This window comes from Castellaniella sp., from assembly GCF_004321985.1.
Classification (GTDB): Bacteria; Pseudomonadota; Gammaproteobacteria; order Burkholderiales; family Burkholderiaceae_B; genus Castellaniella.
This window is the reverse complement of record NZ_SCQN01000035.1, coordinates 55,639-70,323: the sequence shown is the minus strand read 5'-3', so window position 1 is coordinate 70,323 and position 14,685 is coordinate 55,639. Positions and strand designations below refer to the sequence as shown.

Genomic DNA, 14,685 nt, shown 5'->3' with positions numbered 1-14,685 from the left:
CACTCAGACGCCTTGGGGAAGAGCCGCGCCGGAACGCCGTTGGGTTGTTTTCAGTATGGTTCGTTCGTTGGTTCCAACGGCAGCCCGTTCGTGGAGAAGGTAAGGGTGACGCACAGTCCGCTCTGTGTCGTCTCGTCCGAATGACTGAACTCGATGATAGCCCCGACCTTTTGGACGATGGCGGCAACGATGGAAAGCCCAAGGCCCGATCCCGCTTGGCCGGTTCCGAGCACACGATAGAACGGCTCGAAAATGTGATCCCGTTCTTCGGCAGGTACCCCCGGTCCCGAATCTGATACGCAGAGCACGATGGCCTCTGGCGTGGCGGTCACGCTCAGGTCCACTCTGCCGCCCTCGGGCGTGTAGCGGATAGCGTTATCCGTCAGATTGCGTACCAGAGTGGTGAGATCCAGCTCGCTGATGGGCAGGTCCAGATCATCGTCGCCCGTCACACCGATATCGATGTGTTTTGCTTCAGCCAGCGGCAACACAGTTTCCAGCACGTCATGGATGACTGCACCCACCTTTGTCACTGAGTGGGAGGGCGCGTCGGACGTGGACTGGGCTTTCGCAAGCGCCAGCAGCTGGGTGAGCAAATGTTGGTTGCGATCCAGCCCTCGGCGCAACGCCTGCAGCCGGTCGCGGGCTTCATCGGACATGGCTGCGCGCCCCAGGCGCTCAGCCTGCAGCGACAGCGCCGCTGCCGGAGAGCGCAGCTCATGCGCGGCGTCCGCGATGAACCGGCGCTGAGCTTCCATGGATTCGGCAACCCGGACGAGCAGCCGGTTGATGGCCCGCACGAAAGGCCGTATTTCACGCGGCAGGTGGTCGCTGCCGACGGGGCTCAGGTCAGTTTCGCGTCGGGCGTCCACCTGTTCGGAGAGTTTTCGCGTGGGCCGAAACATGCGACGAATGATGTCGGCGATGGCGACCAGCAATATGGGTACCAGAATCAGAAACGGCATGAGCGTTCGCAGCGCATCTTTGAGTGCGGCCGCGTTGCGCAGATCCGTGTCCTGGGCGACGACGATGCGCTGATGAGAGGGGATCGTGCGTACGAGCACGCGGAAGGTCTGGTCTCCAACGTCCAGCGTATGCAGGCCGTCGGGCTGTGAGGGCGAAATGGGAAGGTGGGTGCCTGCGGTAGGGAATTCGACCGAACCCTGTTCGGTCAGGACTTGAACAATGAGCGACGAATCCCGGTCTTCATCCAGAAGTTTGATGCTCTGGATGGCCTGTGGTGCAGTCGCCACGATGTGGGTGGTCAGATCGGCCACCTGGTAGAGCACATCGTCCTGTCGTTCGTGGGCGTCGTCTAGCGTCGACAAAAAAGAGAATGCCCCTGCGGCCACGGCAATCACGGCAACGACCGATGCAAGTACGAATGACAGCTTGAGCTGAATCGAATCGTTCAACCGCCTTTTGAGACTCTCCACCCGACACCCCTCACGTTCTGAATGACGTCATTGCGCAGCTTGCGGCGCAGCGCATGGATCAGGAAATCCACCATGTTGCTTTCGACCTCTTCACCCCAGCCGTAGATGTGATCTTCCAGCGTTGCGCGCGACAGGATCGCCCCCGGGCGGATGAGCAAGGCCTGCAGCAGCGCAAACTCACGCCCCGTGAGCGCCACAGCGGGACTGCCACGGATGGTTGCTTCCTGGGTCGCGGGATCCAGCGAAAGAATCCCGTTGCTGAGTGTGGGCGCAGCCTGCCCCCCTTTGCGCCGAAGGATGGCGCGCATGCGAGCGAGCAGCTCCTCCATCTCGAAGGGCTTGAGCACATAGTCATCGGCACCCCCATCCAGCCCTCGGAGGCGTTCCGACAAGGTATCCCGTGCGGTGATGATCAGCACCGGGGTGGCGTCGCGGCGGGCACGCAAGCTGGCGAGAATCTCCTGGCCGTCTTGGCCGGGCAGCCCCAGGTCCAGCAGGATGATGTCGTATCGCTGCGCCTTCAGTGTGGTGGCGACGGTGAGGCCATCTTGAATCCAGTCTACCGCGTAGGATTCGTCCTTCAGCGTGTCCCGGATGACCTCCCCGATCATGGTGTCGTCTTCGACCAGTAGTACGCGCATGGTGATGGGAGCCCTTTGTGGCGGGAGGTTGACCCGTTGCTCTATGACCGTGATTATGGCCTGGTCAGTCCTTTGCGGATCAGCCAGCCGAAGGCTGCGCGATAGATCGACAGCATCAACCGGTAGAGCGGGTCCAGGTACCAGCCCGCCAGGGCGCGGACCAGCCAGGCACAAAGTATGGCAACTATGGCCGCCCCCGCCATGTCCAGTGGAAAATGCACACCCAGGTAGATTCGCGCCCACGCGATTGCAATGCCCAAAACCGCCATGAGGGCGGCCGGGAATCTCAGTCGTGCTTGTACCAGCAGACTGAAAGCGATGGCCCACCAGAGCGTCAGGTGATCGCTGGGAAATGAAGAATCGGGAGCATGCTGCATGAAGGTGTGGCCCAGGCCCAGGACGAATGGCCTGGGGTGCGTCCAGACCAGGGCGATCAGCTGGTTGACGAGCAGGCCCAGCGTTCCCGCCAGAGCTGAAAGGATGACGGTTCGTCGGGTGGTCCCATCTCCGTAGAGCCAGCCAGCGATGAGGATCAATGGCGCCAGCCAGATAAGCCAGTTGGCCAGGACTATGGCTGCGGACAGCAGCCAGGGATCGGGGTGCGCCGGCGCGTTCAGCCATAGAAAAACGGTGTCGTTGAGGGTTTCCATGAAGGTCTTTAGTAGTTTTGTCTTGAACGCTCAGCTTCGTCGGGCTTCAATTCGCGTGACGCGGCAGCCGATGGCTGGATACGACGTAGGTTTCGACTGCTACCAGGAAAACGATGACGGTCAGAAACAGGGCGCTGGTCCACATCATACCCATACCCATCCCGCCAGCGTCCTTGGGCTGGGTAAGTTCCGATGAGGAGGTAGTTTGACGGCCCAGGCTTAGGTCAGAATTAGAAAAGGCAACGCCGCTGCGCATGCATTGTGGTGCCCTGCTCATGTACAGTGGCTGGGGACTCAGTCACATCAATACGGCCGCCATGAGCAAATCGTGCATGGTTTTGTGGGAGATATATGCCGTTCATGCGCATTCCCAGGGTTGAGGCCCTGGTCCGGGCCACGCCGTCGGCCACCCGGGGGTATCTGCTGATCCACTTCTGCGTGGTGCTGTGGGGGTTCACACCCATCATGGGCCGGCTGATCACTCTGGACCCTGTGTCGCTCGTCTGGTGGCGCATGCTGATCGCCTCGCTGGCCTTGTTGTTCCTGCCCGCCACCTGGCGGGGCCTGCGGCAATTGTCCCCGCGCCTGTTTGCAGCAAGCTGTGGCGTGGGTGTCATTCTTGCCATTACCTGGGTGTTGTTCTATCTGGCGGTCAAACTCACCAATGCGTCGGTTTCGGCTGTTTGCCTGGCCACGGCACCGCTGTTCGTGGCGGTGTTCGGCCCCCGGCTGATGCACCGCCGTTACCGGCGCATGGACCTGGTGCTGGCGATGGCGATCATCCCGGGGGTTGCGCTGGTCGCGGGCGGCATTCCCCGAGGGATGTATCTGGGTCTTGGTGTTGGCCTGTTGTCGGCAGCGGTTCTGACGGCGTTCAGCGGTTTCAACAAGCTCCTGGTGAGCCGCGTTCATCCGCTCAGTGCAACGTGCGTTGAACTGGGGGCGGGGGCCTTGTTTCTTACCTTGGTGATTCCACTGCTCCCGAGCGGAGAGGCCGGCTTCAGCATCCCCCAGGGGCGGGATCTGGTGTTGCTCGTCGTGTTCGCGATTGCCCTGACGGCATTGCCGCTGGCTCTGCTACTGGTGGCGCTTCGGTCTATCAGCGTATTTGCCCAGCAAATGGCCACCAATCTGGAGCCTGTCTATGCCGTGCTGCTTGCCATCCCGCTGCTGGGTGAGCAGCAGCAACTTGGCGCGTCGTTCTACCTGGGTGTTGCAGTGATTGTCGGTACCGTCATGGTGGAGCCCTCGGGCCGTTGGCTGCAGGCCAGGCTGCGCCGCAGGTAACCGCGTGTCCGGCGTGGCCCGTCATGAGTATTCGCAGAATCTGCTGCATTTTGTTTCATATATCTCCTAGTAATATGCTATTCGATCTATCTGCTGAACCAGCATGCTAAATTCACGTCTCGCTTCCTGAGGATCCAGGAAGCCAGTCTTCTTCACGGTAGTTGTGCATCTTGATCGACCTCGAGAACATTCGTAAGACCTATCAGTCCGGAGATCGCGCCATTGACGCGTTGGCGGACGTGTCCCTGAGCATTCGCGAGGGCGAGGTCTTCGGCATCATCGGTCGTTCGGGGGCAGGCAAAAGTACGTTGATCCGCCTGCTGAATCTGCTGGAGCGCCCAACAGAGGGTCAGGTTCGGGTCGATGGCGAGGACATCACCCGCTATTCCGATGCCCAGTTGCGGGAGTACCGGCGCACGGTCGGCATGGTGTTCCAGCACTTCAACCTGCTGCGTTCGCGCACGGTGATGGACAATGTCTGCTTCCCCTTGCGCCTGTCGGGCACCCCGCGCGCGGTGCGCGATACCCGCGCCCGCGAGATGCTGGATCTGGTCGGCCTGACGGACCATGCCGACCAGTACCCCAGCCAGCTTTCCGGTGGGCAGCAGCAGCGGGTCGGCATTGCACGAGCCCTGGCCAGCGCGCCGCGCATCCTGCTGTGCGATGAGGCGACGTCGGCGCTGGACCCCGAGACCACGCAATCCATCCTGCGGCTGCTCGGTGACATCAATCAGCGCCTGGGGCTCACCATCGTGCTCATCACTCACAGCATGGATGTCATCCGTGCCGTCTGCGACCGGGTTGCCGTGATTGAGCGCGGCCACATCGTGGAGACTGGCCAGGTGCTTGACGTCTTCCTGCATCCGCAGCATGACGCCACTCGCGCCTTGCTATCGGAGAGCGGCCTGGATGGCGGCGAGGGCTGGCGTGCGCTGGCCGAAGGCGTTGGCGGCCGTCTGGTGAAGCTCAGTTTCCGGGGTGAGGCTACTGGCAGCCCGCTGCTCAGCCATTTGAGCCGGAATCTGCATCTGGATCTGAGCATCCTGCAGGGATCGGTCGGGCGGATCAAGGACACCCCGTACGGCCAGCTCGTCGTGGCCGTCGAAGGGTCGGTTGCGGATCTGGCAGCACTCGAGCCGGCGCTGGCCAGTGCGGGCGTTCATTACGAGGTATTGCGGCCATGATGGCGAACGTGGATTGGGGGATGATGCTCGGGGCCACCGTCGACACTCTGTTGATGACGGGCTTCTCGCTGCTGTTCACGGTGATCATCGGCCTGCCGGTGGGCGTGTTGCTGTTTCTGACCAGTCCCGGCCAGGTGATTGCCAATCGTCCCGTCTATCAGAGTGTTGCGTTCGTCGTCAATGTGCTGCGGTCGGTGCCTTTCCTGATTCTGCTCATCGTCATGATTCCGTTGTCGAGGGTGATCGTGGGCACGGCCCTGGGGGTTCAGGGCTCGATTCCGCCGCTGGTCGCCAGCGCCGCGCCGTTCTTTGCCCGGCTGGTGGAAAACGTCCTTCGGGAACTGGACCCGGGCGTGAGCGAGGCGTGCCGTGCGATGGGGGCGACTTCTCGCCAGACCGTGTTGTGGGCGCTGCTGCCCGAGGCCACCACCGGGATTCTGGCGGCCACCGTGGTGACCGGCATCACCCTCGTGGGCTATTCGGCCATGTCGGGTGTGATCGGGGGCGGCGGCCTGGGCGATCTGGCGGTGCGGTATGGCTACCAGCGCTACCAGGCGGACGTCATGGTGGTCACGGTCGTGATCCTGGTGGTCATGGTGCAGATTTTTCAGGTGCTTGGCGACCGCTGGGTAGCCAAGCTCAACAGACGGTAATCTACAGGAGATTGTTCATGTTCAAGAAGCTCGTGCCGGCGCTGGCGCTGGCGATCCCACTGGCGTTGGGCACCACGGCGCATGCCGAGAAACTGTCCATTGCGGCCACACCCGTGCCGCATGCGGAACTGCTGGAATTCGTCAAGCCTGACCTGGCCAAGGAAGGCGTGGACCTGGACATCAAGGTCTTCACCGACTATGTTCAGCCCAACCTTCAGGTTTCCGACAAGCACATCGATGCCAATTTCTTCCAGCACAAGCCGTATCTGGATTCGTTCAACAAAGAGCACGGCACTCATCTGGTGTCTGTGGGGGCGGTGCATGTGGAGCCGTTCGGCGCCTATTCGAAGAAGATCAAGAGCATCAAGGATCTGAAGGACGGCGCGCAAGTCGCCATCCCCAATGATCCGTCCAATGGCGCTCGCGCGCTGCTGCTGTTGCAGAAGCAGGGATTGATCAAGCTGAAGGATCCCACCAACATTCTGGCCACGGCGCGTGACGTCGTGTACAACCCCAAGCATCTGAAGTTCCGCGAACTCGAGGCTGCCACGTTGCCACGGGTGCTGCCGGATGTGGATATGGCGCTGATCAACACCAACTATGCCCTGGAAGCCGGTTTGAATCCGACAAAAGATGCGCTCTTCATCGAGGACAAGGAATCGCCCTACGCCAATCTGGTGGTGACACGTCAGGACAAGGTCAACGATCCTGGCATCCAGAAGCTGGTGAAGGCACTGCAGTCCGAGAAGGTCCGCAACTTCATCCTGACCAAGTACAAGGGCGCCATCGTTCCGGCGTTCTGATCAGGGAAGTGCGGGCTGCGCCCGCACTCAGGCCAGGGGAATATCAGACGGGCTCGCGAATCGTTCGCGGGCCCGTTTTCATCAGCGGCGAGCGATCCGGAAGGTCCGCGTGGAAGTGACCTTGTCGGAACCATCGGCGGTGATCTGGATGGTGACCTGGAATGGGCGGAAGCCCTTGGCCATGTCCGTCCAGTTTCCCTGGACCACCGTGTAGCGGCCCATGTCCAACGGTAGGGTCGCTACGTCCTGGTAGCCGTGCTTGCCGTTGGGATAGGAGCCCATCGCCACCAGCTTGACGGTGCCGCGCAGATTGGCGGCTTCTGTCTGGCCTTGGGGGATGTCCTGGATCAGCAGGATCTGGTAATGCAGGCCGCCCTGGCTCAGCTCCACGTCACCGGCCCGGATCCCTGGGGTGCCCCTGCGCGGATCGGCCGGAATCGCCTCGATCAGGCTGGCGACGCTCGCCTGCATGTCTGCGGCATGCTGACGTGCCTGCGTCATGGACTGGGTGGCAGCCTTTTCGCTTTTCTGGGACTGGTCCAGAGTTTCGTGCAGCTTTTTGGCCTCGGCCGTGAGTCGCTGGTTTTCTATGTTGGCTGTGTTCAGGTCCGTGCGTAGTTGTTCAGACTGTTCGATCGTGAGCCGCTGAGGGCCGTAGCTGCGCTGCAGGAACAATACGCCCCCCGCTCCCAGCACGATCCCGGTGATGAGCAGCAATAACCAGCGCGGAATTCCCCGGCTGCGTCTGGAGTAACCGTAGGGGGTGGGCTTGAAGGTCGGATGTTTCGGTCCAAAAGACATGACAAAGTTCCTGAACAGCACGCGGCAGCTGTGCGCCGCAGAAATTCTCTAGGATAAACGTATTCCGGTCACTGGCTGCAGGCTTACGAACAGATGGTTGCGATTTTTGATGCAGTTTAGCCGGGGTCCAGCTGGTTCCGCAGCGCCCTGTCGAGCTGTGCCAGGCGTTGCGGTGTCCCGATGTCCGCCCATTGTCCGGCATGATGCTCGCCGGTGACAAGCCGGTCGGCCATGGCTGAACGTAACAGCGGCGCGAGCGGTGCGGGGAGTTCGGGGTTGATGTCTGTGAAAAGGCTGGGGTGGTAGAGGCCGATGCCGGCGAAGGTCAGAGCGGCGTCCGCCGCACCCGGGGGCACGACCCGGCCATCGGCCTGCAGCACGAAGTCGCCCTGCGGGTGGTGGCCGGGGTTGTCCACCAGTACCAGATGCGCGGGGTGCTCGGCGGATAGCCGCGCCGCCTGGGCATGGGCCCGCGCTGGGTCCCAGTCGCACCAGATGTCGCCGTTGACGACCAGGAATGGCTCGCCTTGAAAGAAGTGCAGCGTGTGCGCGATTCCGCCAGCCGTCTCCAGGGCTGGGGATTCCGGGCTGTAGTGCAGCCGGGCGCCCAGCGCCTGGCCGTTTCCCAGTGCTGCCGTGATCTGATCGCCCAGCCAGGCGTGGTTGATCACGATGTCACGGAAACCCGCCTGCACCAGCCGCCGGATGTGCCAGACGATGAGGGGGTGCCCACCTACCGGCAAAAGAGGCTTGGGGCAGGTGTCGGTGAGCGGCCGCATGCGCTCGCCCCGGCCGGCTGCCAGAATCATGGCCCGCATCAGAATGAATAGCCGTCGGTGAAGGAGGTCTGTTCTACGGTGTCCAGCAGGCGCACCAGCGGGTGGAAGGCCTTGTAGCGTTCGGCGACCTGGCGCACGTAGCGCTGCACGCGCGGCATGTGTTCCAGGTAGTGGTGCTTGCCGTCCCGATGCGAGAGCCGCGCGAAGACGCCCAGGATGCGCAGGTTGCGCTGCAGACTCATCCATTCGTATTCCATGTGGAATTGGGCAAAATCCGCCGGGACCGGTAGACCTGCCGCGCGGGCGTATTCCCAGTAGCGTATCGCCCAGTCCAGCTGTTGCGGCTCGTCCCACGAGGTGCGGGCATCCATCACCAGTGATGCAATGTCATAGGACAGTGGGCCGTGCAACGCGTCCTGGAAGTCGATTACGCCGGGTTCGAAATCCGGCGCGCCGGGCCCCACCATCAGGTTGGGTGAGTGGTAATCGCGGTGCACCAGCACGCGCGGCTGCGCTGCGGCTTGGCGCACCAGCAGATCAAAAATGCGGGCGAGATGCGTCTGCGTGTCGGCGTCCGGCGTCATTCCGTGATGAACGTGCAGATACCAGTGCGGGAAGACGGTGAGCTCGTCCTGCAGCCGCTGTTCATCATAGGCTGGCAGGTCGCCGGCCGGACACTGCTGGAGACGGACCAGCGCCCGCAGTGCCCCCTGGTAGTGCCGCTGCAGGTCTTCGGTATCCCTCAGGCCCTGCCGCAGTGCGTCAAAGAAGGTCTGGTCGCCCAAGTCCGACAGCACCAGGAATCCCTGTTCCAGGTTCATCGCGTGGACTTCCGGGACGCGTAACCCGCCCTGGCCCAGGCGCTGCGCCATTTTGACGAAAGGCGTGCAGTCTTCGTGCGGCGGGGGGGCGTCCATGACGATATAGGTGGTCGCCTGACCCTGGATGCGGAAATAGCGGCGGAAGCTAGCGTCGCCCGACACCGGTGCAAGTGTAGTGGCGTCCAGGCCAGCGGGTGTGGTGAGTCGATCCAGCCACTGGCGCAGGGCGGCGAGGCGGGGGTCCTGGGGGGTGTTCATCATGGAAGGGCGCTTTCAGACGGAAACAAGCCCCGGGCAGTGTGCGCGAGGCTTCTCTATAATACTGGGTCGCTGGTCGTCGTGGGTATGCGGCTCGGGCGCTGTTCAAATCAATTACGGGAGACCAGGTCTTCGTGCGTGGGATCAGCCGCATCATCGTGACAAGCTTGTTCCTCTCGGCGGCGACGCTGGCTGCGGAGCCGTCGGTCGAGCTCAATGGCTTGCGCGTGCCCGACAGCCTGCAGGTGCACTCGGTCAAAAAAGACGATTCCCTACCGTCGTTCCTGATTGGCGACGACATTGCGCGGGATGCCGAAGGGCAGGTCACCCTGAGCGGCCACGCCCAGGTGCGCCGGCTGGATTCCGTCGTGAAGGGCGATCGCATCGAATACGACCAGAAGACGGGCGAGACTGACGTTCGTGGCAATGGCCTGCTCATGCGGGACGGCAACATCGTGCAGGGCCCCCATCTGCGCTACAACGTCAATAGCAACCAGGGGCTGGTGGACGACCCAGAGTTCTGGTTAGGCGCCACCGGTGGCACCGGCAAGGCCGAGCAGGCCAAGATCTACAGCCGACAGCATATACGGCTGAAGAACATGCGCTACAGCGGCTGGTCTGGGCCGAATCCGGCCTGGTACATCGATGCCAGCCGGGTGGATCTGTACCTGAACGAGAACGAGGGGGCTGCCCGCAACGGCGTGCTGTATTTCAAGGATGTCCCCATTCTGTACTCGCCGTATCTGACGTTTCCCATCAGTAACCAGCGCAAGTCGGGGTTTCTGTTGCCGACCTACGGAACGTCCAGCAACAGCGGCTTCGAGATCACCACCCCGTATTATCTGAACCTCGCTCCCAATTACGACGCGACGCTGATGCCGCGCTATATGTCCAAGCGCGGGCTGCTGCTGGGGACCGAGTTCCGTCACCTGGGGAATTCCTCGATCTCCCAGATGTTTGGCACCTATATCATGCACGATCGGCAGACCGGCAATGCCCGCTGGATGTATTCGGTGCAGCACAATGAGGCGCTGGGCGGCGGCTTCAATGCCTATCTGGATGCCCGGCGGGTGTCCGACGACAATTATTTCCGAGATTTCTCGTCCTTCGGACTGACAGACGCGGCCATCACCTACATGCCCAGCCAGGCGCTGCTGACCTGGAATGGCAATCGGTATCTCAGCGGCTCGCTGCAGTTCTATACCTACCAGACGCTGCAGGACAGCACCGGGTCGTTCCTGGCGCCGCCGTACGACAAGTTGCCGGAACTGAATTTTACCGCGCAGCGTTATGGCTGGAATGGACTGGATGTGGTGTCCACCAATACAGTCACCCGTTTTGTGTCGCCCCGGTATTTCGGCGACGCGTTTCCGGCCTATAACGGTCGGAGGCTGATGCCCAATGGCACGCGCGAGACTTCCTACACCACGATCGCTCGTCCGTTCGTCACGCCCAGCGCGTACTTCACGCCCAAGATCGGCCTGCACATGACGCACTACGAAACGCAGTGGTTCTCGGACCTGGGGAACGACGTCAACGGCCTTCCGTATTCGGCGCGATCCAGCGGCCAGTCGCGCGTTCTGCCCATCGCCTCGGTGGACTCGGGGCTCACGCTGGAACGGTCCACTTCGCTCTTCGGCCGTGCGGCCACACAGACGCTGGAGCCGCGGTTGTATTACCTGTATGTCCCCTACCGGGACCAGTCTACGCTGCCGGTCTACGACACGGGGGTTGCGACCTTCAACTACCAGCAGGCGTTTGACGAGAATATTTTCAGTGGCGGTTGGGACCGGATCTCGAATGCCAATCAACTGACGGTGGGGCTGACCACCCGCTGGCTCGATGCGGACACCGGTTTCGAGCGCTTGTCGCTGTCGGCGGCGCAGCGATTTTATTTCACGGATCAGCAGGTCTCGCTGCCCAGCCTGGCGCCGCGTCAGGGTTCCGAGTCCGATTATCTGGTCGGTGCCACCGCGGCTCTGACGGATAAGTTTTCCGTCTACTTTGATGGCCAGTTCAATCACAAGACCCAGCAACGCGAGCGTCTGAGCACCGGGGTGCGCTGGTCGCCCAAACGTCTGGCGACCATGTCGCTGTCCTATCGCTATGAGCGCGATCCGAACGTGTTTGCCGATCCGTATCAGCTGCTGACCTCGGATACGACGCTGCAGTCCACCGAGCAGGTCAGCATCTCTGGCCAGTGGCCGTTGTCGCGCCGCTGGTATGGCGTGGGGCGTTACGATTATTCTCTGGCCGAGAAGCGCAATACCCAGGCAATCGTCGGGCTGGAATATCGGGGTGACGGCGGCTGGGCGGCGCGAGCCGTGATGCAACGCTACGCCGTAGCGGCCCAGCAGTCCAATACCGCGTTCTTCCTGCAACTGGAGTTGACGGGACTGGGGTCCCTGGGTAACGATCCCATGTCGCTGCTGGCCAACCGCATCAACGGTTATCAGCCCGTCTCGGTTCACACACCTGAAAAATCTGCTTTCGAGAGGTATGAATGATGTCCGGACTGCGTCACCCCGCCTGTGCGCTGGCATTGGCGCTTGCGATGGGGAGCTGGGTGCTGGCTCCCTTACCGGTTGTTGCCAGGACGGCGGCGCACAAGACGTCGACACACAAGGCGGCTCCCGCGAGCCAGCCAGCCTCGTCGGATCAGTTCGTCGACGGCATCGCGGCAGTCGTCAACAAACAGGTCATCACGTTGGGCCAGCTGGCCGAAAAGGTCAAGCTGGCGCGGGCGCAGCTTCAGCAACAGCGGGTGCCCGTCCCCGACGACGCGGCACTGCGCCACCAAGTGTTGCAGCAGATGATCAATCAGGCCCTGCAGGACCAGGAGGCCAAGCGTGTCGGCATCAGCGTCAAGGACGCTCAGGTCGATCAGGCCGTGCAGCAGGTTGCGCGGCGTAACCGGATCACGACGGACCAGTTGAAGCAGGCCATCCAGCGGACCGGCATGAGCTGGGATCAGTACCGTGAAGATCTGCGCACACAAATCCTGAACGACGTTCTGCGGCAACGCTTCGTCGAGGATCGCATCACCATCAGCGACAGCGATGTGGATGCCTTCCTGAGCCTGCATCAGGGCGAGCCGCTGTCGTCACCGGCGGCGCCTCAGCCGGCGCCCCCTCCGCCGCCCGAGCCGCGTCCGGCTCCGCAGCCCGAACGTGTGCCGTACGGTCCGGAGCTGGTCGAACTGGCCCAGATCCTGGTCGGAGTGCCGGATTATGCGACGAAGGATGTGGTGGCCGAGAAACGCAAGAAGGCCGAAGCCATTCTTCGGCGGCTGAAGTCCGGCGCCAATTTCGCGGGCGTTGCGGCTGCATCCTCGGATGGGCCGCAGGCGCTGCAGGGCGGCAACATGGGTATCCGGCCGCTGAAGGACTGGCCCGACCTGTTCGCACGGGCCATCAAGAGCACTCCCCCGGGCGGCATCACCGGGATCCTGCAAAGCGGCCGCGGTTTTCATATCTTGAAGGTTCTGCGCCGCGGCTATGCGACCCGACCGGCTCCCAAGAGCAAGGCTCGTCCTGCGCCGAAACCCCAGCCGCAACCGCAACCACAGCCACAAGTGGCCGCGCAGGTCCCTGCCAATGGTCCTGTGATGGTGACCCAGATCCACGCACGCCATATTCTCATCAAGACTTCGAAGATCGTGGATGATGCCAAGGCCAAGCAGAAATTGGAATCGCTGCGTCAACGGATCGAACATGGTGAGTCCTTTGCGGAACTGGCAAAGCGCTATTCCGAGGACGCCTCTGCGCCGCAGGGTGGCGACCTGGGGTGGTTGAGCCCGGGCGATACCGTACCGGCCTTCGAGCAGGCCATGGATGCGCTGAAAGACGGCCAGGTCAGCGAGCCGGTGAAGACGCCCTTTGGCTGGCACCTGATTAAAGTCGAGGGCCGACGCACCAAGAACATGGAAGACGAATACCGCCGCATCCAGGCGCGCCGCGAGCTCATGGAGAGGCGCATTGGGCCTGCCTACGAGGATTGGCTGGATCGGCTTCGCAGCGAGGCCTTCATCGACAACCGGCTGGACAAGACAACCAGCGGGCGGTAGGCCGATCATGCATCAGGCGCGCAAGCGTTTCGGCCAGCATTTTCTGAGCGATCTGTCGGTCGTGGACGAGATCGTCCGTGCGGTCGCGCCCCAGCCGGGCGACCACATGGTGGAGATCGGTCCGGGGCTGTCGGCCCTGACGCAGCCGTTGCTGCAGCACCTGGATCATCTTGTCGCGGTGGAGCTGGATCGCGATCTGGCCGCACGCCTGCGCCAGACCTGGCCACCGCAGCGCCTGGAGGTCGTGGAGGCCGATGCGCTGGATGTGGACTTCGGCGCCCTGGCGGCGCCGGACGACACGCTGCGGGTGGTCGGCAATCTGCCCTACAACATTTCCACCCCGCTGTTGTTTCATCTGATGCGCTGGGCCGGCCGGGTCCGCGACCAGCACTTCATGCTTCAGCGCGAGGTCGTGGACCGTATGGTGGCTGAACCGGGCAGCAGCCAGTACGGGCGGCTGTCGGTCATGCTGCAGGCGCGCTATCACATGGCTTGCCTGTTCGAGGTGCCGCCGCAAGCCTTCGACCCTCCGCCCAAGGTAATGTCGGCGGTGGTGCGGATGCGCCCGCTGCCGCCGGACCGCCTGCGGCTGCCCCAGGATGTGGGTCTGTTCGAAGCGCTGGTGGCCCGGGCCTTCGAGCAACGGCGCAAGATGGTGCGCGGCAGCTTGGCGCAGTGGTCACGATGGCTGGATTGGCACGCGCTGGGCATCACACCCACCGCGCGTCCTCAGGAGCTGTCCGTTACCCAGTTCATGGATTTGGCCGATGCGTTGGCAGCGGCGGGTGCGCCCGTCACACCCGCAGCCTGAGCAGCCCCCGGTTCAGCCCTTGCGCGAATTGCGCTGGATCAGTTCGATCTTGTAGCCGTCGGGGTCTTCCACGAATGCGATCACGGTGGTGCCATGCTTCATGGGACCCGCATCGCGGACGACCAGGCCGCCGCCGGCTTTGATCGTGGCACAGGTATCGTAGGCGTCCTCGACTTCGATGGCGATGTGGCCGTAGCCGTTGCCAAGGTTGTAGGACTCCGTGTCCCAGTTGTGGGTCAGCTCGATCACAGCCCCCTGATCTTCGTCCTGGTAGCCCACGAAAGCCAGAGTGAAGCGCCCTTCGGGGTAGTCTTTGCGGCGCAGGAGATGCATGCCCATGACGTCGGTGTAGAACATCAGCGACCGGTCGAGGTTGCCGACGCGCAGCATGGTGTGTAGCAGGCGCATGATGGAGGTCCTTTGAGAGAATCAGGCTTCATCATACGCAAATGCACGGCGGGTGGGGGCGGACCCATGACGGGTACATGCGGCCAC

General features: G+C 62.5%; 14 protein-coding genes. 7 read left to right on the top strand and 7 right to left on the bottom strand.

Annotated elements, in window-relative coordinates:
* Positions 1-50: 50 nt before the first annotated feature.
* The 3 genes from EPN31_RS07475 to EPN31_RS07465 are packed head-to-tail and all read right to left on the bottom strand — an operon-like array spanning position 51 to position 2,727.
* Positions 51-1,415, bottom strand: coding sequence for an ATP-binding protein (locus EPN31_RS07475; RefSeq protein WP_291771362.1), 1,365 nt, complete (start codon positions 1,413-1,415; stop codon positions 51-53).
* On the bottom strand, positions 1,412-2,077 hold the full coding sequence (locus tag EPN31_RS07470) for a response regulator transcription factor (RefSeq protein WP_291771359.1): 666 nt from the start codon (positions 2,075-2,077) through the stop codon (positions 1,412-1,414). Before EPN31_RS07470 ends, EPN31_RS07475 begins: the two co-directional genes overlap by 4 nt.
* Positions 2,078-2,130: 53 nt before the next feature.
* Positions 2,131-2,727: a phosphatase PAP2 family protein gene (locus EPN31_RS07465; RefSeq protein WP_291771356.1), complete on the bottom strand. Its 597-nt coding sequence runs from the start codon at positions 2,725-2,727 to the stop codon at positions 2,131-2,133.
* Between the two features lie 351 nt (positions 2,728-3,078).
* Here EPN31_RS07465 and EPN31_RS07460 point away from each other — a divergent pair, with 351 nt between their 5' ends.
* The 4 genes from EPN31_RS07460 (at position 3,079) to EPN31_RS07445 (ending at position 6,654) form a co-directional block, all read left to right on the top strand.
* Positions 3,079-4,014 (top strand): DMT family transporter, encoded by a 936-nt coding sequence (locus EPN31_RS07460; protein ID WP_291771354.1) that lies wholly within the window; start codon positions 3,079-3,081, stop codon positions 4,012-4,014.
* 170 nt (positions 4,015-4,184) lie between these two features.
* Positions 4,185-5,198, top strand: a complete 1,014-nt coding sequence (locus EPN31_RS07455; RefSeq protein ID WP_291771351.1) for a methionine ABC transporter ATP-binding protein — start codon at positions 4,185-4,187, stop codon at positions 5,196-5,198.
* Positions 5,195-5,851, top strand: a complete 657-nt coding sequence (locus EPN31_RS07450) for a methionine ABC transporter permease (RefSeq protein WP_291771348.1) — start codon at positions 5,195-5,197, stop codon at positions 5,849-5,851. Before EPN31_RS07455 ends, EPN31_RS07450 begins: the two co-directional genes overlap by 4 nt.
* Before the next feature lie 17 nt (positions 5,852-5,868).
* Positions 5,869-6,654 carry a MetQ/NlpA family ABC transporter substrate-binding protein gene (locus EPN31_RS07445; protein ID WP_291771347.1) on the top strand — a complete coding sequence of 262 codons (786 nt, stop codon included), beginning with the start codon at positions 5,869-5,871 and terminating at the stop codon, positions 6,652-6,654.
* An 81-nt stretch (positions 6,655-6,735) separates the two neighbouring features.
* Here EPN31_RS07445 and EPN31_RS07440 read toward each other — a convergent pair whose 3' ends face one another.
* The 3 genes from EPN31_RS07440 to EPN31_RS07430 form a co-directional block, all read right to left on the bottom strand.
* Positions 6,736-7,455, bottom strand: coding sequence for a hypothetical protein (locus EPN31_RS07440; RefSeq protein WP_291771344.1), 720 nt, complete (start codon positions 7,453-7,455; stop codon positions 6,736-6,738).
* Positions 7,456-7,571: 116 nt separating this feature from the next.
* On the bottom strand, positions 7,572-8,273 hold the full coding sequence (gene murU, locus EPN31_RS07435; protein ID WP_291771341.1) for an N-acetylmuramate alpha-1-phosphate uridylyltransferase MurU: 702 nt from the start codon (positions 8,271-8,273) through the stop codon (positions 7,572-7,574).
* On the bottom strand, positions 8,273-9,313 hold the full coding sequence (locus EPN31_RS07430; RefSeq protein ID WP_291771405.1) for a phosphotransferase: 1,041 nt from the start codon (positions 9,311-9,313) through the stop codon (positions 8,273-8,275). The genes murU and EPN31_RS07430 overlap by 1 nt, the downstream gene beginning before the upstream one ends.
* Positions 9,314-9,447: 134 nt before the next feature.
* On the opposite strand from EPN31_RS07430, the gene EPN31_RS07425 reads away from it, so the two are divergent.
* Genes EPN31_RS07425 through rsmA form a run of 3 tightly spaced genes read left to right on the top strand, consistent with a single transcriptional unit; the run spans position 9,448 to position 14,190 of the window.
* Positions 9,448-11,820, top strand: coding sequence for an LPS-assembly protein LptD (locus EPN31_RS07425; RefSeq protein ID WP_291771338.1), 2,373 nt, complete (start codon positions 9,448-9,450; stop codon positions 11,818-11,820).
* Positions 11,817-13,379: a peptidylprolyl isomerase gene (locus EPN31_RS07420; RefSeq protein ID WP_291771335.1), complete on the top strand. Its 1,563-nt coding sequence runs from the start codon at positions 11,817-11,819 to the stop codon at positions 13,377-13,379. The genes EPN31_RS07425 and EPN31_RS07420 overlap by 4 nt, the downstream gene beginning before the upstream one ends.
* 7 nt (positions 13,380-13,386) lie before the next feature.
* Positions 13,387-14,190, top strand: a complete 804-nt coding sequence (gene rsmA / locus EPN31_RS07415) for a 16S rRNA (adenine(1518)-N(6)/adenine(1519)-N(6))-dimethyltransferase RsmA (protein WP_291771332.1) — start codon at positions 13,387-13,389, stop codon at positions 14,188-14,190.
* Between the two features lie 12 nt (positions 14,191-14,202).
* On the opposite strand, the gene gloA is transcribed toward rsmA, so the two are convergent.
* Entirely contained in the window at positions 14,203-14,598 is a 396-nt protein-coding gene (gloA, locus tag EPN31_RS07410) for a lactoylglutathione lyase (RefSeq protein WP_291771331.1), read from the bottom strand.
* Positions 14,599-14,685: the final 87 nt, after the last annotated feature.

Bases quoted from the DNA above. Each gene is read 5' to 3' on its own strand.
- EPN31_RS07470 (WP_291771359.1), bottom strand. From the start codon at position 2,077: ATGCGCGTACTACTGGTCGAAGACGACACCATGATCGGGGAGGTCATC.
- EPN31_RS07465 (WP_291771356.1), bottom strand. From the start codon at position 2,727: ATGGAAACCCTCAACGACACCGTTTTTCTATGGCTGAACGCGCCGGCG.
- EPN31_RS07460 (WP_291771354.1), top strand. From the start codon at position 3,079: ATGCCGTTCATGCGCATTCCCAGGGTTGAGGCCCTGGTCCGGGCCACG.
- EPN31_RS07450 (WP_291771348.1), top strand. From the start codon at position 5,195: ATGATGGCGAACGTGGATTGGGGGATGATGCTCGGGGCCACCGTCGAC.
- EPN31_RS07445 (WP_291771347.1), top strand. From the start codon at position 5,869: ATGTTCAAGAAGCTCGTGCCGGCGCTGGCGCTGGCGATCCCACTGGCG.
- EPN31_RS07440 (WP_291771344.1), bottom strand. From the start codon at position 7,455: ATGTCTTTTGGACCGAAACATCCGACCTTCAAGCCCACCCCCTACGGT.
- murU (WP_291771341.1), bottom strand. From the start codon at position 8,273: ATGCGGGCCATGATTCTGGCAGCCGGCCGGGGCGAGCGCATGCGGCCG.
- EPN31_RS07430 (WP_291771405.1), bottom strand. From the start codon at position 9,313: ATGAACACCCCCCAGGACCCCCGCCTCGCCGCCCTGCGCCAGTGGCTG.
- EPN31_RS07420 (WP_291771335.1), top strand. From the start codon at position 11,817: ATGATGTCCGGACTGCGTCACCCCGCCTGTGCGCTGGCATTGGCGCTT.
- rsmA (WP_291771332.1), top strand. From the start codon at position 13,387: ATGCATCAGGCGCGCAAGCGTTTCGGCCAGCATTTTCTGAGCGATCTG.
- gloA (WP_291771331.1), bottom strand. From the start codon at position 14,598: ATGCGCCTGCTACACACCATGCTGCGCGTCGGCAACCTCGACCGGTCG.